The sequence below is a fragment of the Bacillus cereus genome, from assembly GCF_015071065.1.
Classification (GTDB): domain Bacteria; phylum Bacillota; class Bacilli; order Bacillales; family Bacillaceae_G; genus Bacillus_A; species Bacillus_A cereus_BA.
The window spans coordinates 42,765-62,641 of the sequence record NZ_VOVA01000014.1 but is presented as its reverse complement, the minus strand read 5'-3'; the positions used below and the strand labels follow the sequence as shown (position 1 = coordinate 62,641).

The following is a 19,877-nucleotide window of genomic DNA, read 5'->3' as shown; positions in this document are numbered from 1 at the left end:
TTTACACTGTAGGAGGATTCCAATGAATATTGAAATAAAAGACACTTTAATTTCTGAAGAACAATTACAAGAAAAAGTAAAAGAACTAGCGCTTCAAATCGAACGTGATTTTGAAGGAGAAGAAATCGTTGTAATCGCTGTATTAAAAGGATCTTTCGTATTCGCTGCTGATTTAATTCGTCACATTAAAAACGAAATAACTATCGACTTTATCTCTGCATCTAGCTACGGAAATCAAACAGAAACAACTGGAAAAGTAAAACTATTAAAAGATATCGATGTAAATATTACTGGAAAAAACGTAATTGTCGTAGAAGACATTATCGATTCTGGTTTAACACTTCACTTCTTAAAAGATCACTTCTTTATGCATAAACCAAAAGCACTCAAGTTCTGTACGTTACTTGATAAACCTGAACGCCGTAAAGTGGACTTAAAAGCTGAATATGTTGGCTTCCAAATTCCAGACGAATTTATCGTTGGCTACGGTATCGACTGTGCAGAAAAATATCGTAACTTACCATTTATCGCTTCAGTTGTAACGGAATAATATAAAAAAATAAACTTCCATCAATTACTGATGGAAGTTTATTTTCTATCACGATTCGTAAAAGACAAAGGGAGAGAATAAAAATGACAAAGACAAAATTTAAAAAAGTACTCCTCATCGTAAACCCGAAAGCTGGACAAGGTGATTTACATCCAAACTTAACGAAAATCGTACCACCACTTGCCGCAGCTTTTCCTGACTTACACATCCTTCATACGAAAAAGCAAGGTGATGCAACAAAATATTGCCAAGAGTTTGCTAGTAAAGTAGATTTAATTATCGTCTTTGGTGGTGACGGAACGGTATTTGAATGCACAAATGGCTTAGCCCCTCTTGAAACTAGACCTACACTTGCAATCATTCCAGGCGGAACTTGCAACGACTTCTCTCGCACACTTGGTGTTCCGCAAAACATTGCAGAAGCAGCAAAACTTATCACAAAAGGGCATGCAAAACCAGTTGACGTCGCAAAAGCAAATGGACAACACTTCTTAAACTTCTGGGGTATTGGACTCGTCTCTGAAGTATCAAACAATATTGATGCAGAAGAGAAGGCAAAGCTTGGTAAAATCGGTTACTATTTAAGCACCATTCGAACTGTAAAAAACGCTGAAACGTTCCCGGTCAAAATTACTTACGACGGACAAGTATATGAAGACGAAGCTGTTCTTGTTATGGTTGGAAACGGTGAATATCTTGGTGGTATCCCGTCCTTTATTCCGAACGTAAAATGCGATGATGGAACACTTGATATTTTCGTAGTCAAATCAACAGGCATTCAAGCATTTAAAGATTATATCGGAAAGAAACTCTTTGAAGACACAAATGAAAATGACATCTTCCATGTAAAAGCAAAATCGATTCATATTGAAACGGAAGAAGAAAAAGAAGTAGATACAGATGGAGAAAGTTCGCTTCATACACCTTGTCATATTGAATTGTTACAAGGGCACTTTACGATGATTTATAATCCTGCGGTTGTGTAATGAAAAAAAACGAGTGATATCACTCGTTTTTTCTCTTCTAATCTAGTTATGTCGTTGGATGATTTCTTGTATTTCTTTAACTCTCTCCAAAGTAATTCCATCTCTTTGTTCTATCGCTAAAGGATGATCGGTTGGCTCTAATTCAATATATGGTGCCATTCCAATTTCTCTTATATGTACATTTGTCTTCAAATTTAGTGTTTCTGGATAAACTGGTATTTCTACAGATAACCAGCCAAAAGAAGGATCACTATTTTCTCGTCCTCTTTCATCCCACTCTTCTAATACTTTATCATAACTTTCTTTACTAAGTGATACCCACACAGTCCATATGAAATTTTCGTGGTAATCAATTATAGGAAGCTCTAAACACCCTCTAATAAAGTAATGTTCATCGTCCATTATGCAAAGATCTGATGTTAAATGGAAGCGTTGCTCTCTTTCATGAGGCTCTACCTCGTAATAATAATATGGTGCTTCACTTCCGTAACATAAAGTGAAACTATAATCAGTGGGGGGTTATTCATCCCCCACTGATTATTAGTTGAACCAATCGGGCGTTTACGGGCAGTTGATCTCCCACCTAACTTCTTTGCTCCAACTGAATTTTGAGGTGGGAGTTTTACTGCCCGTTAATGCGGGGTAAAGGGAGTGTAAAGCGGTTCATTTGTATCTTTTCTCCGGACTTTCTTCTTCTTTTCATCTCGATCTCCTATCCATGCCATACACAAAATTTATCTACATTTTCCAGTGTGTATTAAAATACTTAATCTTCAATATCATCTAATTGAGTCTTATAATATTCATCACACTCTAATGCAGTCGGAAGAATCCCTCTTTCATCAGGTAACAAAACTCTTAAAACCTCCCGATTTAGCTCTATGAAAGACTTCATACTAACTGGATAGCCTTCAATAATATTTGTGTACTCTATTCCTTGTTCAAACTTTTTTCCACTCTTTATTTCTTCTATTATGGAACAAAAAACACTATGTGCTACTTCAGGATCCATATTTAATGTTATTTGTAAATCTTGATGACTAAAGTTTTCTCTTAGACCATGCGTATGATAATTAGCATGAATACCATCAATATCCTCTGCTAACACGATATGCATGTGCCACCCATACTCTTGTAGCATGTTTTCTTCCCATGCATCTGAACCCTCTTCTAAATCTTCATTAAGTAAATTCGGATCATACCACACATCCTCGTAATCTCTAGCAATTAAAAATCTCCAACCAGGTGGTAATCCTAAATACTTCTTTATTTCAGGTGCCCATTCATCAATATGTTGAACGTGTAAAGGAAGAAAGAAATCTTCTTCTGTCCCCATTTCTTCACCAGCCCAAATGTACCAACCTGTCGTTCCGTTTTCTACAGGCATTCGTAACCCATTAATCGGAACGATACCACTTTTCACATTTTGCGCTATTCCTAATTTCAAGTCATTCGGGGATTCTACATACTCTGCTCTATATTTGTCGCATATACTCATTTGCTCTTTTATGTATTTTTCCATCCTTTTAGCACACTCCCAAACTTCTGAAATATAGATTTCTTTGCCGAAGCACTCTCTAACTTCCATACCCCGCACGGATTATAAAATGGATCCTCTTGTTCATAGCGTTCATCTATATAATGAGCTAGACGATACATTGGAGAATCTTCTGTGAAACTAATTGTATCTCCATCTTTCAAATTAGGGTTTTCGAATATATTATGTAGGTTAAAATCATTTAATAAATCTACAGCTACTTCTGGATCTATTCCTCCGTCTAAAACGACGTCTGGTAGGTTAAATGCTTGCATTCCACACGAATAATAACCGCCCTCTTCATCTCCTACTAAAGTTACAAGGTGTGAGTACATAGGGAGTATTTCCTTATCCTCTGCAAGCTCTTTCCATTCTTCTTTCGAATAAGCTACACCTGCTGTTTCAACTTTTAAAGCAAGTCCACCAATATTTAAAAGTTCCATTCCTACATCAATCACTTCTTGTAACCTCTCTGTATCGTCAACTTTCGCAATAACATACACTGTATAAGTATGCTTCTCCAATTCCCGGAGCAATTCTTCATCAAAACGCTCACCGCTTGCATAGAAGAAAGCTTCTCCTAAAGATGTGTCTTGTTCATGTACATCAATTTCAAAAACAATCTCCTTCTCCTTATGGTGCATAATATTCCCTGCTAACATATAGTTACTCTTACTCGCAACTTCTTGTATTAATTCTGTTCTATCTTTCCATAAACCAGGTACCCCAATAACGATTTGTGTTTCCATCATATACACTCCAATTCTTATCTATTTCCAATCTATTCTTTCAATCTTCCAAACTAAACTAGCTGGGCTGTCCTTCTCTAAAAAAGTTAACATCCACATAGTTTTCCCTTTATCATTCATCAACATCACTTTATGATTTAACTTCCAGGCCACGTCACTAACATGATTAAATATTTTATACATATCTTCTTCTCTAATAAGCTTTTCCTTTTTGATTAACCGTCTCGTTCTATACTCTCTTATTTCTAAGTACATATCAGCATAAGCCACTTCATGCTGACAAGTTATACTACACACGTATTTTTTATTCGGACTACTCTTTTTTATATATACGAACTCGTTTCTATAATCCAATTCTAGTATCTTATTGTTCACTTTTTCTAACTCTTCTATATCCCAATCATATTTCACAGCTAAACTCATCATTTCAGCATGAACAATTTGAAGGACTAACTCTTTTTTCTCTCTATCTGATAAATATGGAAAATCCTTCACACTCCCATATTCTACAAAAACATTAATATATTCAGGGAAAATTCGATATTTCTTCTCCCACTCATGGAGTAATGAAATATCATCCACACAATGAATCAAAATCCCTCTCTCATATTTCATTCTTAACTTTGGCATATGTCGACAATATAACGAAGTAATACAGCTCGTCTCTTTACAAAAAAATATATCTTCATCATAGTTGCTTGTAGATGTTAACTGTAATGCCTCTATGCTACTTATATGCTCTTTCGCTTTTAGAAAACTCAATTGTATATCTCTTATAATCGGCACTTATTCTCTCCTTCTTCGCAAGACAACTATAAAGTATTATTTATACCTTATTCAATCTCAACCCAGCCCATTCCCATTGAAAGAAATAACAGTCCGATCACAAAAGCGAGACCACCAACTAAAAAATAGGACGGTGCTCCGTGCAACGGATCACTAAATAACCCTATCAAATTTTGTGCCACTACTTCCCATTTCTCTTTCTTGGACATCTTTTCTTTTATTTCTTTAACAAATCGGTAAATACTTACACTAATCAAAATAATGCCTATTAGTAGGCATCCTACTATGATCAAAATCTCCAAATATAACACTCCATTTAAATATACATCATTATCATGTACACTCATTTTAACTAAAAAAACGCAAGAGAACATAACTTTCTCTTTCGTTTTTCTGAAATAGTGCTGAGATTTTTCAACAGTTTCTTAAAAAGAAAAATCCGAAACCATACAAAGTGATTTCGGATTTACTGGCGTTAAAATATTAAATTACATTTCGAACAAAAAGGAGCAGATTTTCCTCTTCTAATTTTCGCATCACATTTTGGACAATATACATATCGTTCTTCTATCTTTTGTCGTTCTATCATATGTAAGGATACTATTCTCATACTACACATAATTCCAATTAAGATAAGGCTAACAATGAGTAGCACAACTCTCACTCTCACTCCCCCTCTTCTACTTTTTTACCATACAGTAACAAAAGAGGCTATCCAAAAATGTATTTTGGAACAGCCTCCTCTACTTACTAACCACTGCACTTCTTTTTACATAAAACAGACTTACGATCAAAACAATACTCCCGCCAAAATACACACCATACTCTATCGCGATCGCTACAATGCTTTCAATATGTTGTCCGAATAAAGAACCGAGTACAAAATAAACGAGTGTCCACACAAATCCTGTCGTATAGGAATACAAAGCATACGTCTTAAATGACATGTTATTCATTCCAACTACATACGGTACGATATGTCTTACAACTGGTATGAAGTAACTTGTAACTAATGCATAACGACCATATTTCTCTACCATCTCTTGCGATTTAACAACATATTTTGCTTTTTTCTTTTTCATCAACTTGTTTAGTACTTTTACGCCAAATATTTTCCCTAGTATATAGCCTAAAGAAAGCCCGGATACAACGCCTAAATATGTTAATACAAACGCAGGAATAACACTTAATACGCCTAATGACGATACGAAACCACCGCTCATAACAATCATTTCATCTGGAATCGGCATACCGATAATGCCTAACCATAAGCAGAAAAATAATGCCCAATACCCATACTGCTCAATGTATGATAATAATTCATTTGAGACTCCCACGACTAAAGTCGCAAGCCCGAATCCTTATGGAATTACGGGTGGGATTCTTGAATGACTAAGCGTTCGCAGTCCATTTCTGTTTTGAACAGCCTTCAAGATGAGGGCATCCCATTGCCCCTCCTAAACCAGACCATATAGGTGCTTAGGCTGATTGAATGTTACCATCAATCACAGTTGCGTAGCGAATATTCATCGCCCCAACGATATCACGGTGTGTCTCAAACCCACATGGACACTTGTACTTTCTGTCTTGTGCCCTGTTTTTTTCAGCGCATTTCGGACAGCTTTGGCTTGTATAAGCAGGATTCACATATTCAACCTGAATATCAGCTAATATCGCTTTATATTTAATAAATTTTGACAAACGATAGAATGACCAAGTGTGTAGGTTTTTTTCGTTTTTACGGCTTGTTCTTGCCGTCTGTCTTATATTCGTTAATTGTTCTAATCGAATGACAGAAATATGATTTGCAATCGCAAAATTAATGATTTCACGACTTATTTTATGATCTTTATCTTGCATCCATCTTTGCTCTTTATCATCCAATCGCCGAATGGCATTCACTTTTTTGTCTTTTCCTAACTTCTTACGAACACTACGAAACTTACGCTTACTATATTTGTTTTGCCTACCATTTCCAAAGAAACGAACCTTATCATCATCTGTGATTGCTACCGCGGGTACTTTGAGACCGAGGTCTACTCCTAAAATTTTCGTTCCTCCCCTTTCATTTGTAGGAAGCGTGATAGATATTTGGGCGATCCACTTATTCGATTTCTTTGTGATACGAAGTGTACCTAACTTATGTTTTAACAAATCTAAATTGCGATTATTTTTATCTGTTAATAAAGCCCGAACCTTTAAACGAGTTGACTTTCCACTTACCATAAATGGAATGGAAATATAAGTACAGTCAAATGCATAATTCTGATTGTTCCATACACAAACAGGCCTCTTTAGGATCGGAATGATTCTATAATTACTTTTCTTTACTTTTGTAGCAAACAAACTTTTTGCGTCTTTAATCGCTTGTTTCTTCACCGCACTTGGGATATTTGCTTCAATATCTTTTGTGCTTTTTTTCGTACTTTTCTTTGCTTCAACCATTTCTGATACAAGTGTATTTATAACTTTGATATATTCGTGACTACTTTGTTCTAATAAACGGATTTGCTCTTTTGTTGGAATCAATTTCACTTTCACTGTTAGGGTCTGTGACATACGTTTCATCCCCTTGTTGTTTAATTTTCAACATCTTTCATTTGATACACTTCTAGCAATAGAAACAAAATAAGAACTTGTCCATAAACTTTGCACCTACATGAGACGAGGAGATTTTTCCCTCAAACACTTTGAAACGTACTTCTATCATCATTGATTCTAGTTACAATGCATCATTTATTTTCGAAAAATTACAACAAAAATACCCGAAGAAACTACTTATACTTTGGATACTTAGAGTACCACGAACCTTGCGATTTTTAGTGGCACTCCAGATCCAACCTCACTTTCATCCCATGCCTAAAGGCGATGGGCTTTCTCGTTCGGGAAGGGCTGTAAAGAAGTGAACGGCAATCCTGATAAGACGTAATCAATGCATTCTATATTGAACTCTTCCATATACCTTTTTATATTTTCAGCTGAACCGTGTACAACAATGACGTTCTTCTCATCTTTAAACTTTCTCTTTAGCTCTTTGCAAAACACTTCATTAATTTCAATAAGAAGAAATATTGTTTCCTTCTTCTTTCTCTTCATAATTTCTTTCGTAAAGACTCCTGTACCAGGACCTAACTCCACGATACACTTCGCACTATTAAAATTAATTATATCTACCATTTTCTTTGCTAATATTTTTGAACTTGGCGTAATTGCACCAGTATGTTTCGGATGTTTAATAAATTCATGTAAGAATGTTATGAGTTGCATGTAAACCTCTCCCCATTCGTTCAATAGTTTTAACTTGTATCTAAGTATAACTATCGTTTCTTAACAAAAATTGAGGAGATTTTTTAAGATTTTATGAAGAATTTATCATGCATTCTGACACATGAAATATTTCGTCTTCCCTATATAAATACCTCTTTTATATTTGTTTATTTGATATAATAAATATAAAAGAGAGCTTTTATGGAAGACACTATCCCTACGCTTATTTTCATACAGCATCTGTGTAAATGCATCCGTAAATATATGCACAGCTTTTATATAAAGCAAAAACAATTAAATACTAAGAAGTTTGTATCTTATGGAAAGAAATATAGATCTAATGTGGTATTTCACAAATTATTTAAAAGGAGAAAATAATGAATAATCCCATCGACCTACAATACTTATGTGATCTTGTGCATAGAACTTTTCATGTACCTGTTCAGTTCTTATCTACTAGCAGAAAAATCTTATATGAATCTACTTCTAATACTATTTGTAGTCCTTTTTATTCTTCTAAAGAAGAACATCTAAGTGAGATTTATCAGGAAAACGCTCCCTGTAACTTTCCAATTCTTAAAGGAAATAAGTATCTTGAGAATTTCGTTATCATTCATATAACAAATCACGAATATTTAAAAGGAACAATTATAATCGGGCCCACTACCTATCCAAAAGTATCAGATGAAATGGCCATCAAACTTATGGAGTATTCCAACATTAATAATAAAATGCAACAAGGAATGGACTACTATCAGTTTCTACCTGAGATTAAAAAAAGTACTCTCATTGATATAAGCATTTGGTTACATTACGTAATTTTCAATGAAAAATTAGATATAGATATTGTGTGGGAAAAAAACAAAGTTCTAGAGGACGTTTCTTATAAAATTGTAAATCCCGATTTATATATTTCAAAACGCCGGCGGAATGACCCTAAAAATTACAACATATCATTAGAACGTAAATTTTTTTCAGCAATTAAAGAAGGAAATAAAGAAAAAGTAATACAATATGCGTATTCATTTCCACAAGAGGATGCGGCAATTTCATCAAAAGGAGATCAACTCAGAAACCAAAAAAATAATGGTATTATTGCAATTACTCTAGCTATTCGATATGCGATAGAGGGTAATCTTCCATCAGATATCGCTTTTTCACTTGGTACTTTATATATCCAAACCATTGAAAAACTAGATAACATGTACTCCGTAAATAGATTAATTGAAGATGCCTTATGTACTTTTGCAGAACGTGTTAAAGAATATAGTAATCAAGCATATTCTAATTCAATAACTACATGCCTAAATCATATTCACAAACATATTTACGATGAAATATCTCTCAATGACCTTGCTAGCCTTTTAGCTATTTCCCCTACCTATTTATCTAAATTATTTAAAAAAGAAGTAGGGATTCCTTTAAGTGAGTATGTTCAAAGGGAACGAGTAGAGGAGGCAAAAAAGTTATTAACATTAACGACATATCCATTATCAGATATTTGTACTTGGCTTAATTTTAATGACCAAAGTTATTTCACAAGAGTCTTCAAAAAAATCACTAGTATGACTCCTAGACAATATCGTGAAAATCATACCGTTATATAAAAACGCTTTCTTAATATGAGGTGAGATAGGGATAATACTAGCTCACCTTCATCCATTCGATTTATTTATTCTCCTTCATCCAAGTTAATCTTAATAAAATTTTACCCCCATTCAAAAAAGTGCAAGAATGACAAATAAATTACTATAAATAAGTTAATGAATTTGGTAATTTTTTAGTGCTAAGCAAATTAGTCTTCCAATAATCCATAATTTCTTCGTTCTATACATGTTAAAGCTAAAATAGGTTGCTTATGAATTATCGGTAACAGCTACTTCCATAGTGATTAACCTTCCTATATAGAAAATATATTGTTAGGAGAATAGAAAGCATGAGTAGTACAAATATATCAAAATCGACTCCAATGACTATTATGTCTAAACAATCTGATGATAGAGAGAGAATTGAAGACACTCTATTACGCTCATACATTTCAGAAAAAGAAATATTGATTACTTATTATAAAGATGATTATTTTCCTACAAGTTACATGATCGTAACGGAAATACATCCTTTACAACGTTCTGTAGTATGTATAGATACCTTTGGGCGTAAACATACTTTTAGTCTTATAGACATAATTGATGCGCGTTAATGATGTCTCCCCCTTAGTGGTACTTATATACAAAAGCAAAAAAGCCATTCACCTCATAAGAAATCAGGTGAATGGCTCTTTATTTTCTTACAGTTATCGCCTATTACTTCGCGCTCACAATCTTATAATAAGAGCGAACTGTTAAGAAGTAATATCCGATATAAATGACACCGTATACTCCGATACTAATTAGGAGCGGAATCATAATTTCAAATGGTAATAAGTTTGCTAAACCTTTTAGTGCAAATAAGCTGTGCAGAATTCCGATTACTAACGGAATCGCAAAAATAAAGCTTACTTGTTTGGCGATAGCTTTTTTCATCTCTTGTTTCGTTACACCAACTTTACGAAGTACGACGTAACGCTCACGATCTGCATTTGCTTCTGTTAATTGTTTAAAGTAAATGATAGAGCCTGTTGCTAGTAAGAATACAAGTCCTAAGAACATTCCGATGAACATCATGAGTCCAGTTGCTTCAAGCCCCATATGGAAACCAGTGTAGAAATCTCTAAATGCTGGTACCATTTCTGATTCACCAGCTGGCATCACTTTTGTTAATTTTTCTGTTAATACTTTACTATTTCTTTCATCTTTTACATCAATATTTTTTACAATACGTGTTCCAAATGCTTGCTTCGCTTGTTCATACATTTCATCTGAAACGACAACAACTAATTCACCTAAGTTCGTAATTGCATTATCGTTTGCACCTTGGATTGTTAATGTCTTCGTCTCATTTCCAATTTGGAATACCGCTTTATTTCCTTTATATTGAGGACTAAACTCATACCCCTCAATATAAGAACTATCATATATAAATGCTTCACCAGCAGCTACATTCACTGTTTCCACTTCGATTTTTTTAGCAAGTTTGTTAAATTCAGACTGAGATATAAACTGATATTTCTCTGAAATCGTGTAGTTCATATTAAGAATGAAATCAACTTTATCCCCTTCAAACTTCCCTTTTACAGGAACCGTCTCAATTTCAAATTGATCTTTAACAGGATGATCCTTCTTCTCCTCAGCAAGAATCTCATTTACTTTCTTATCTAGCTCTGCATCTTTTTTCTCGTAAGAATAACTGTACGGTGCAGCTGCTTTTGATTGCGTAAATGTGTTGTAATACATCGTAACTGACGTACCAACCGCGGTTAATGTCACCGCACTTAAAATAGAAATTGTCGCAAGCGACTTTGCATTTCCTTTAATACGATATAGTAACTGTGACGTTGTTACCATATTCATACCGTTATAAAACGATGATTTATTATTTCTTGCACGTTTTAATACGAATACTGTAAAGAACATAAATAGTAAGTACGTACCTAATACTGTCGCAAGTAAAATGTAAAGTGCGACTAACATAAAGTCTGCATACTTCAATGCCTTCACGTACATTAATGCTAAGAAATAGCCTGAACCGATTAAGAATACTGAAATAAATGCCATAATTACTGATCCTTTTGGCATTTCTTCTCCTTCGCGTTCTGCGCGGAAAAGTTCAATTAGCTTGAATCGATAAATTAAACGATACCCTTGAAGTGATGTATACAATATAATTACAAAGAAAATAATTGCTGTATCAACAATTGCAGCCATCGGTACTTCAAAATGTACATTTAAGTTTAAACCCATCATGCTTACTAATAATTCAAGGAATAGTTTCGAAAGAACGCTACCAATCGCAATCCCTATAATTAAAGACATTAATCCCATTAACATATTTTCATAAAAGAGCATTTTACCGATTTGTCTTTTACGAATACCGAGTAACGAATATAGTCCAACTTCTTTTTTACGCTTCCGTGTAAAGAAACCGTTCGAATATATAATGAATACCGCTACGAAGATGATTAGCATGATACTTGAAACTTGGAATGCTCCGCTAATTTTCTTCGAGGCTTCCGCTGCTTTTTCCATTTGTGAATTGTATTGCAGTGCTTTAAATGTAAAATAAATTACGATACTAAAAATCATAGATGCAAAATATACAAAGTAGTCTTTAAAGTTCCGCTGTATGTTGCGGAGGGCAATGCTAGATAAGGTCATCAGCCATACCTCCAGAAATGGAAGACATTACATCCACGACTTTTTGGAAGAACTGTTTACGCGTTGATTCACCTCGGTGCAATTCTTTATATAACTCACCATCTTTAATGAAAATAACTCGTTTACAATAACTCGCCGCAAATGCATCGTGCGTTACCATTAAAATTGTAGAGTTATCATATTCATTTAACGACTTCATACTTTCTAGTAAATCTGTCGCTGATTTAGAATCAAGTGCTCCAGTCGGCTCGTCCCCAAATATCATACTAGGGCTTGTAACGATCGCGCGCGATGCTGCGCAGCGCTGCTTCTGTCCACCAGATACTTGATATGGGAACTGACTTAAAATATGATCAATACCGAATTTCTTTGAGATTTCAAGAACGCGGCGATCAATTTCACTCGCTTTCACCTTTGATAACGCAAGAGGTAACGCAATATTCTCTTTCACCGTTAACGTATCTAACAAGTTATAATCTTGGAAAATGAACCCTAAATGATCGCGGCGGAATAACGCTAGCTTATCATCGTTCATCTTCACGATGTCTTTTCCATCAATTAAAATTTCACCGTCCGTCGCATTATCAATTGTAGAAAGAACATTTAAAAGAGTCGTCTTACCCGAACCAGAAGGTCCCATGATTCCAACGAACTCACCTTCTTTTACTTGTAAGTTAATGCCTTTTAAAGCTGCAAATTTATTCCCACCTGTGTCATACACTTTTTCAATATTTTTTGCTTCTAACACTGTTTTCATCTCGACATCCCTCATTTCTTCTATTCTCTATTTTCAACTATATACACTCTCTACTCTTGCCACTATCGATGTTTCTTACACAAACATGACAGTTATGTAAGGCACATAAGCGGAGAAATCAAAATTTAACCTAATGAGCTAAAGTACTTTGTTACTATAACATTGGGATATCATGCCATCCATTCATTCTCCTTACAGGAACATTACAATTTTGTAAGGTTAAAAACGCACCCTACAAAGTTGTGCATGAAATGTCGGATGGGGCTATCTTTTTCCTGATATTCTATATACAAAGGAGGTCATATAATGGATTCACTTAAAAATATGAATGCGGCAATGCAGTATATTGAAGACAACCTTACACACGAAATTGATTTTAAAGAAACAACTTGAAGTTGCAGCTTCAACATGGGCTATATTTGAAGCTGTTGGTCCATTTCCTGATGCATTACAAAATGTGTGGGGACGTATTTATTCCGAATGGCTTCCTTCTTCAAACTATGAATTAGCAGAAGGACCGGAAATATTGTGGAATGAAAGTAAAGAGGTATCCTCGCCGAATTTCAGAAGCGAAATATGGGTACCTGTTTAAAAAAAGTAATATAAGGGTCTAAACTGTTTCAAAATAAGAAGCTGCTCTTCCTCTTTACAGGAAAAGCAGCTTCTTATTTTATCCCGCTATTTGCGGGCAGTAAAACTCCCACCTCAAAATTCAGGTGGAGCAAAGAAGTTAGGTGGGAGTCGGGCTGCCCGTAAACGCCCAATTGGTGAGCGCTAATAATCAGTGGGGGATGAACAAAACCCCCACTGATTAAAGTTTCACTTTATACTTCTTCTCGACTCGTTCTTATACAAGAAAATAGTAATAATCGCTAGCACTATAACAACTCCAAAAGTAAATACTCTGTAGCTCGAGATAGTAGCAGTACCGATTAACAAGGCTGGGATAACAGCCATAATAAAGCCACCAAACATACCAACAAACGATCCTACACTTTGTTTTACTACTTGAGTTTCTGATACCCAATCATAATAACCAAATCGATTATTAATAAATATCCCCCATACTGCCGAAAATAATGAATATGTTATCGGTGTTATGACGATTAAAAGAGAACTCCAAACATCTAGTTTTAACCCTATTATCAGTAATACGGCACTGATAAGTGATGCAGGTATACTTAATGAAAGATTCATAAGAATTTTACTGTCATAAATCATCTTTGGCGCTATAGGCAATGACTTAATAATCCATACATTTTTTCCTTCTAAAGACAATGACACACATGTTGTACACGTCATCGAAATCGCTGCTGCAATAGCAAATGGCGCAATCTTTTGCAACAGGGGCTCAATTCCAGGATACGCTATTAATTGACTTGGTCCTACTACAACTATAGCTAGCGCGAAAGCTATTGCCATCACAACTCCCATTCCACTATTTATCACATACACTGTAGAAGAAAAGAAACGTTTCAGTTCTTTTTTATACAACGCAACCAATACACTTTCTTTTCTCATACTATTAATCTCATAATTTGAAAGCATATGATAAGTGGTAATCCCTGTGTTTATTTGCTTATATTTTAGCGAAAGTATTTTTACAAAAAGATAATACCAAATAACTGATATCCCAACAAACAGGATGAAAGCTACAAGATCAGCATGAACAATTGCTTTTTGAAACATGTTAGCTAATGGATACACTTTAGTTAGTTGCTCTGAAACAATTGTACCAATCCCCTTCATATCATTAAGGGTATACTGAGCATTTCCGTTTTTTAGCATAAAGAAACCGAATGTAATAATTACTATAAAACTTAAAATCGTAGTTATTTTATTCGTATTTTTAAATTTAGAAGCGATTGCTGTAATCGCAGCTCCAAAGATTGCTGCAATTGTTGTTGGAATTAAAGATGCTATAAACATACTGATGAACCACATAAAGTAAAAAGAAACTGATGGCTTCTCATGTATGCCATAAACAACTCCCATTGGTAGCATAATTATGATTGAAAAGAGTGTATTCAGCAAATATAAATACAAAAACCTGCTTGTAATAACAGTACTTACACGAATCGGTAATGACATTAAAAGATCGTAGTCCTTAAAAGCAAAAATCTCTCCATTTGCCTTAAATATAGTGAAAACCAACGTCAATACACTGCAAACAACTAATGCATAAACTGGGATAATTTCACTTATTCCCAAGTTCACCAATCCATATGCTGAGGCACCACAATATAGCATTAACATGACACCCACCAAGGCAATAGACACTGACAGCAAAATCTTATTCTGCTTCTTCTTTTTATCTTTTTCATATTTAAAAGTATTTAAACCAAGCTGTGTTATCAAGCGGATTTTTAAAAGACCTAGACTACTAATATTCATTAGCAAGCTCCTTCATAAAGAGCTCTTCCAATGAGCCTTCCTTTATTAAAGAATTCACTTCCCCTGAAAGTGCTAATTTCCCTCTATTAATCATCGCTATTTTATTACATAACTTCTCCGCCACATCTAAAACATGCGTAGAAAAGAAAATCGCACTTCCCTTTTCACAAAGCTCCTGCATAATCCCTTTCAATACTACAGCAGCCTTTGGATCAAGACCAACGAAAGGTTCATCTAAAACTAATAATTTCGGTTTATGCAAAACCGCCGATATAATCGCTACTTTTTGTTTCATACCGTGTGAATAAGAAGATATTAAGTCTCCCAAGTAAGGTGTAATCTCAAAAGCATCCCCATACTTTTGTATCTGTTCTTCCCGATCCTTTGCAGACACTTTAAACACATCAGCAACAAAGTTCAAATATTGAATTCCTGTTAATTGCTCATATAAATCTGGATTATCAGGAATATACGCCATTATTTTCTTACATGCAATTGGATCCTTTTTTACTGAATGTCCATCAACAAAAATTTCACCTTCTTCAAAATCTATAACTCCTACTAACGACTTAATTGTTGTACTTTTCCCCGCACCGTTATGTCCAATAAATCCAAAGATATCTCCTGCTTGAACAGTAATATTTAAATGATCTACTGCTTTTTTGCCACCTTTGTATGTCTTGCTAAAATTTATAATTTCTAACATGTGATTTCCCCCAAACTATCTTTTTAACTGAATTTTCAGACCGAATACAAAAAAATTTACTCAGCGAGCTTTTTCGTTATCCCCACTGAGTATTAGAACTTCTTAACACATAGAAACTATAAATATAAAATTTAACTAGTACCGTTCAATCACTTACTGCTCACAATTGCATTTCTTTTTTATACAAAACATAAGAATATAAATTCGTTATGATGACAGCAACTACTATAATCCCAAGCATCATATAAGATCTCCAATCAGCCGGAGCGAAAACACTTATAATCATAATAATTCCTAAAGCCACAAATACTTTTCCGCTAAATCTATGTGTTTTCCGCCATACTTCTTCATTACTTAACGTCCAAGGATTACGCATCCCAACGAAATAGTTAGGCTTACACTGCGGTAAATAATTACCTATTACTAAAAATAAAACACCAACTAATAATTCTGGCACCCGATTAATGAATAAGTTATATCCGAGTCCACTTGTAATAATATCTATATTCCCTACAAATAGTAGCAATAGTATCCCGTTATTCATCATCATGAAAGCTTTAGAAAATTTCTCGTAATTTGCTTTCCTTGGATCAATCTTTGGTATCACATTTAGAAATATATATAACGCAATCATAATTCCAACCATAGAAATCATTCCATATAATTTAGAAGAATAGCCATCTACCTTACCGCCGCTCCAATGTGTCGCAATTGTATCCGGCAAATGTGGCCAAGCAAACGCCCATGCGATACAAGTTATAAAAATTAATATAATTGCAAAAAGATGTTTTTTCATCCTCTCTCCCCCATAATTTTTTATTAAGCCCCTTTTTCTTTCTTATAAGCAACATATGAATATAGCATCGTACCAACAACCAATACAACGACAACACTTAACAAACAAATCATCTTCCACATTCCCGGAAGAAACGAGGAAAATATGATTACAATACCGCCAATCATCATAATCTTTGATCCTAACCTATGTGTTTTTCTCCATACATTTTCACTACTTAAAGTCCATGGTGTCTTAATACCTATGAAGAAATTTGGTTTACATTGCTGCATATAATTGCCGAGTACAATGAAGAGGATACCGACCATTATGTTCACAACAATTCCAATTGGAACGTTATATCCTAAAGCATTTGCGAGTGTCATCATATTAAGAGCAAACAAGAAAAATAAAATGGCTCCATTTATCATTCCAAGTGCTTTAGGGAATTTTTTGTAATTGTCATACTTCGGGTCTATTTTAGGTAATAAAGTTACAAGTGCATATATAAATCCCATAATCGCTACATCAAAAATCATCATTCCCATTTTTGACATATGTCCATCTACCTCACCAGCAACGTTCCAATGACTCGGAACCTCTTCTGGTAAATATGGCCATGCGATGCACCATACAATAATCGTTAAAGCAATTAATAATAACGGAAATACATGCTTCCTCATTTCCCCTCTTCCCCCTTATTCGTAAACGTAAACACCCAAGTCAATAAATCTTGAAAGACAGTTGTATTTAAAGAGTACACAACGAATTGCCCTCTTTTTTCATCTTGAATAAGCTCAGCATTTTTAAGTGCATTTAAATGATGAGAAATACTTGGCTTTGTCATGTTGAACTGTTCAGCAATTTCCCCAGCTGTTAAATCACCCTCTTTTAATAAATCTAAAATTTTTCGCCTTGTTGGATCTGCTAATGCTTTGAATGCTTGATTCAATGTCTTTCTTCCTTTCACTAATTAGACATTTAGATATTTATCTAAATGTTAAAATGATTTCAGTCAATTGTCAATTATCTATGAGGCCCTTTTTACTTTTTACTTTTTCCACTTTTGACCTATACTGTTTACTATATAAATCCTGTTTACTCTTTCGTCATATAAATACGCCACAGCTATGCTATGTATAACAAAAAAGGAAAGCCTATTCATTTGATTTCTTTGTTTTTACTTCGAACGGGGCAGAAAAAGGCTCTGACCGCTTCTATGCATGGCTCGATCCTCTCTCTCCCCTAAAAAGACAAGTTCTATGTCGTCTTTTTAATTTTTATATTTATATAGCTCTCATTTCAACATAATGAAAAGACAGGAAACACATGGTACACTATAGCTACAAGTGTTTTTTTGAGGAGGAATATACATATGTACAAAATTTTAATCGTTGAAGACGATCCAAATATTTCATCATTACTGCAATCTCACATTCAAAAGTACGGTTACGACGCTGTTGTTACTGAAAACTTTGATGATATTATGGAATCATTTAACGCTGTGAAACCACACCTTGTTTTACTTGATGTAAACTTACCGAAATTCGATGGTTTCTACTGGTGCCGTCAAATTCGCCATGAATCTACTTGTCCAATTATTTTCATTTCAGCACGTGCTGGTGAGATGGAACAAATTATGGCGATTGAAAGTGGCGCGGATGATTACATTACGAAACCGTTCCACTATGATGTTGTAATGGCGAAAATTAAAGGCCAATTACGCCGTATTTACGGTGACTATGCACCGAATATTTCTGAGCGTATCGTTGAAGTAGAAGGTTTAAAACTATTCCCTGAGCGTCCAGAAATTCATTTTGAATCTGAGCAAGTTCTTTTAACGAAGAAAGAGGCAATTTTAGCAGAAATGTTATTATCTAAATTCCCTCGTACAGCAAGTCGTGAAGATTTACTAGCCGCTCTTTGGGACGACGAAAGCTTCGTTGAGGAAAATACATTAAACGTAAACATTACGCGTCTTCGTAAAAAGTTCAATGAGCTTGGTATTGAAAATGCTATTGAAACAGTACGTGGACTTGGGTATCGTTTTAACGCAACTTGGAGTGAATAAGCATGAAGCTATTTTTACGTGATCATTTTGCATTTTTTCTACTATATGTATTAAATTTCGGAATCATTTTCGTTCTCTATGATGCAGTAGATGGATTTCAAAATAATAAGTTTTACTTCATCGTATTAAGTTTATATTTATTTATCTGCTTCCTCGCTTATCGTTATGTTCGTAACCGTAGAATGTACCACAGATTAAGTGAACCACCAGAGAAAATGGAAGATGCTTTTATTGAAAGAGCGACTGCTCCAATGCCACACAGTGTAAACGAGCTCGTTCGTACGCAATATCGTCTATTCCAAAAAGACCTACAAACATTCGAAGTAAAACAACAAGAACACCAATTATTTATTAACCATTGGGTTCATCAAATGAAGACACCTGTTTCTATTATGCAACTTATGGTGCTGGAAATGGAAGATGAACATTTAATCCCGAAATTTAAAAAAGAGTTAGAACGACTAAATCAAGGACTCGATATGGCTTTATACATGGCACGGTTAAATAACTTCCATGAAGACTTCCATGTTGAAACGATTTCATTAAAAGATACTGTAACAAAAAATATTAACGGATTAAAAGAGCTATTCATTCGAAATGGAGTCTTCCCCGTTTTAGAAGTTCATTCAGATTTAAAGGTTGCTTCTGATGCGAAATGGCTAAAGTTCATCATTTATCAGTTAATGACAAATGCTGTTCGTTATTCTGGTGAACGCGGAAAGAAAGTTTTCTTATCCGCCTATCGAAATGGAAAAGATATCATTTTGGAAGTTCGTGATGAGGGCGTTGGTATTCCGCAAGAAGATGTTCGAAGAGTATTTGAACCATTTTACACTGGAAAGAACGGTCGTACATTCGGAGAATCTACTGGTATGGGGCTTTATATCGTAAGTAAAATTTGTGATTATTTAGGTCATTCTGTAAAACTAGACTCTGAAGTTGGTAAAGGAACGACGATTAAAATTATCTTCCATAATGCTGCGAACAATCCCTTAGAGCAGGTGACAGAAGAATGAATCTAGTTACTCCTAAAATGTATGAGAATT

20 protein-coding genes and 3 pseudogenes are annotated in these 19,877 nt (G+C 34.6%); 7 read left to right on the top strand and 16 right to left on the bottom strand.

The window, feature by feature from the left end:
* Positions 1-22: 22 nt before the first annotated feature.
* A complete protein-coding gene (gene hpt / locus FT637_RS23170; RefSeq protein WP_193648280.1) occupies positions 23-550 on the top strand; it encodes a hypoxanthine phosphoribosyltransferase in 528 nt (175 codons plus the stop codon).
* An 83-nt stretch (positions 551-633) separates the two neighbouring features.
* Entirely contained in the window at positions 634-1,536 is a 903-nt protein-coding gene (locus tag FT637_RS23165) for a diacylglycerol/lipid kinase family protein (protein WP_193648279.1), read from the top strand.
* 42 nt (positions 1,537-1,578) lie between these two features.
* Here FT637_RS23165 and FT637_RS23160 read toward each other — a convergent pair.
* The 9 genes and pseudogenes from FT637_RS23160 to FT637_RS23120 form a co-directional block, all read right to left on the bottom strand.
* Positions 1,579-2,043, bottom strand: a pseudogene (locus FT637_RS23160) (DUF2199 domain-containing protein); the annotation flags it as partial.
* Between the two features lie 259 nt (positions 2,044-2,302).
* Positions 2,303-3,058 carry a DUF4262 domain-containing protein gene (locus FT637_RS23155; protein WP_193648278.1) on the bottom strand — a complete coding sequence of 252 codons (756 nt, stop codon included), beginning with the start codon at positions 3,056-3,058 and terminating at the stop codon, positions 2,303-2,305.
* Entirely contained in the window at positions 3,043-3,822 is a 780-nt protein-coding gene (locus FT637_RS23150; RefSeq protein ID WP_193648277.1) for a DUF4261 domain-containing protein, read from the bottom strand. The genes FT637_RS23155 and FT637_RS23150 overlap by 16 nt, the downstream gene beginning before the upstream one ends.
* 21 nt (positions 3,823-3,843) lie before the next feature.
* The gene (locus FT637_RS23145; protein WP_193648276.1) at positions 3,844-4,608 is read right to left on the bottom strand and encodes a hypothetical protein; all 765 of its coding nucleotides are present in this window, start codon (positions 4,606-4,608) and stop codon (positions 3,844-3,846) included.
* 47 nt (positions 4,609-4,655) lie between these two features.
* Positions 4,656-4,910: a hypothetical protein gene (locus FT637_RS23140; RefSeq protein ID WP_193648316.1), complete on the bottom strand. Its 255-nt coding sequence runs from the start codon at positions 4,908-4,910 to the stop codon at positions 4,656-4,658.
* 173 nt (positions 4,911-5,083) lie between these two features.
* Positions 5,084-5,263, bottom strand: a complete 180-nt coding sequence (locus tag FT637_RS30490; protein ID WP_193648315.1) for a hypothetical protein — start codon at positions 5,261-5,263, stop codon at positions 5,084-5,086.
* Positions 5,264-5,351: 88 nt separating this feature from the next.
* Positions 5,352-5,945, bottom strand: coding sequence for a DedA family protein (locus FT637_RS23130; protein ID WP_193648275.1), 594 nt, complete (start codon positions 5,943-5,945; stop codon positions 5,352-5,354).
* Positions 5,946-6,087: 142 nt separating this feature from the next.
* On the bottom strand, positions 6,088-7,167 hold the full coding sequence (locus tag FT637_RS23125) for an RNA-guided endonuclease InsQ/TnpB family protein (protein WP_193648274.1): 1,080 nt from the start codon (positions 7,165-7,167) through the stop codon (positions 6,088-6,090).
* 303 nt (positions 7,168-7,470) lie between these two features.
* Positions 7,471-7,875, bottom strand: a pseudogene (locus FT637_RS23120) (class I SAM-dependent methyltransferase); the annotation flags it as partial.
* A gap of 377 nt (positions 7,876-8,252) precedes the next feature.
* Here FT637_RS23120 and FT637_RS23115 point away from each other — a divergent pair.
* Positions 8,253-9,482: a helix-turn-helix domain-containing protein gene (locus FT637_RS23115; protein ID WP_193648273.1), complete on the top strand. Its 1,230-nt coding sequence runs from the start codon at positions 8,253-8,255 to the stop codon at positions 9,480-9,482.
* Positions 9,483-9,811: 329 nt separating this feature from the next.
* Positions 9,812-10,075 carry a YolD-like family protein gene (locus FT637_RS23110; RefSeq protein ID WP_193648272.1) on the top strand — a complete coding sequence of 88 codons (264 nt, stop codon included), beginning with the start codon at positions 9,812-9,814 and terminating at the stop codon, positions 10,073-10,075.
* 103 nt (positions 10,076-10,178) lie between these two features.
* On the opposite strand, the gene FT637_RS23105 is transcribed toward FT637_RS23110, so the two are convergent.
* Positions 10,179-12,128 carry an ABC transporter permease gene (locus FT637_RS23105; RefSeq protein ID WP_193648271.1) on the bottom strand — a complete coding sequence of 650 codons (1,950 nt, stop codon included), beginning with the start codon at positions 12,126-12,128 and terminating at the stop codon, positions 10,179-10,181.
* Positions 12,115-12,885 carry an ABC transporter ATP-binding protein gene (locus tag FT637_RS23100; protein WP_002015790.1) on the bottom strand — a complete coding sequence of 257 codons (771 nt, stop codon included), beginning with the start codon at positions 12,883-12,885 and terminating at the stop codon, positions 12,115-12,117. The genes FT637_RS23105 and FT637_RS23100 overlap by 14 nt, the downstream gene beginning before the upstream one ends.
* A 385-nt stretch (positions 12,886-13,270) precedes the next feature.
* Here FT637_RS23100 and FT637_RS23095 point away from each other — a divergent pair.
* Positions 13,271-13,477: pseudogene (locus FT637_RS23095) on the top strand (GyrI-like domain-containing protein); the annotation flags it as partial.
* 227 nt (positions 13,478-13,704) lie between these two features.
* On the opposite strand, the gene FT637_RS23090 reads toward FT637_RS23095, so the two are convergent.
* From FT637_RS23090 to FT637_RS23070, 5 genes are all read right to left on the bottom strand, one after another.
* Entirely contained in the window at positions 13,705-15,279 is a 1,575-nt protein-coding gene (locus tag FT637_RS23090) for a permease (protein ID WP_193648270.1), read from the bottom strand.
* Complete coding sequence (locus tag FT637_RS23085) at positions 15,269-15,985, bottom strand: ABC transporter ATP-binding protein (RefSeq protein ID WP_193648269.1); 717 nt, start codon at positions 15,983-15,985, stop codon at positions 15,269-15,271. The genes FT637_RS23090 and FT637_RS23085 overlap by 11 nt, the downstream gene beginning before the upstream one ends.
* Positions 15,986-16,145: 160 nt before the next feature.
* Positions 16,146-16,781, bottom strand: coding sequence for an SdpI family protein (locus FT637_RS23080; protein WP_193648268.1), 636 nt, complete (start codon positions 16,779-16,781; stop codon positions 16,146-16,148).
* Between the two features lie 23 nt (positions 16,782-16,804).
* A complete protein-coding gene (locus FT637_RS23075; RefSeq protein ID WP_193648267.1) occupies positions 16,805-17,443 on the bottom strand; it encodes an SdpI family protein in 639 nt (212 codons plus the stop codon).
* Complete coding sequence (locus FT637_RS23070; RefSeq protein WP_001070538.1) at positions 17,440-17,712, bottom strand: autorepressor SdpR family transcription factor; 273 nt, start codon at positions 17,710-17,712, stop codon at positions 17,440-17,442. Before FT637_RS23070 ends, FT637_RS23075 begins: the two co-directional genes overlap by 4 nt.
* A gap of 423 nt (positions 17,713-18,135) precedes the next feature.
* On the opposite strand from FT637_RS23070, the gene FT637_RS23065 reads away from it, so the two are divergent.
* Together FT637_RS23065 and FT637_RS23060 are read left to right on the top strand one after the other, a co-directional pair.
* Positions 18,136-18,831 carry a response regulator transcription factor gene (locus tag FT637_RS23065; protein ID WP_098764733.1) on the top strand — a complete coding sequence of 232 codons (696 nt, stop codon included), beginning with the start codon at positions 18,136-18,138 and terminating at the stop codon, positions 18,829-18,831.
* Between the two features lie 2 nt (positions 18,832-18,833).
* Positions 18,834-19,847: a sensor histidine kinase gene (locus tag FT637_RS23060; RefSeq protein WP_193648266.1), complete on the top strand. Its 1,014-nt coding sequence runs from the start codon at positions 18,834-18,836 to the stop codon at positions 19,845-19,847.
* Positions 19,848-19,877 lie beyond the last annotated feature (30 nt).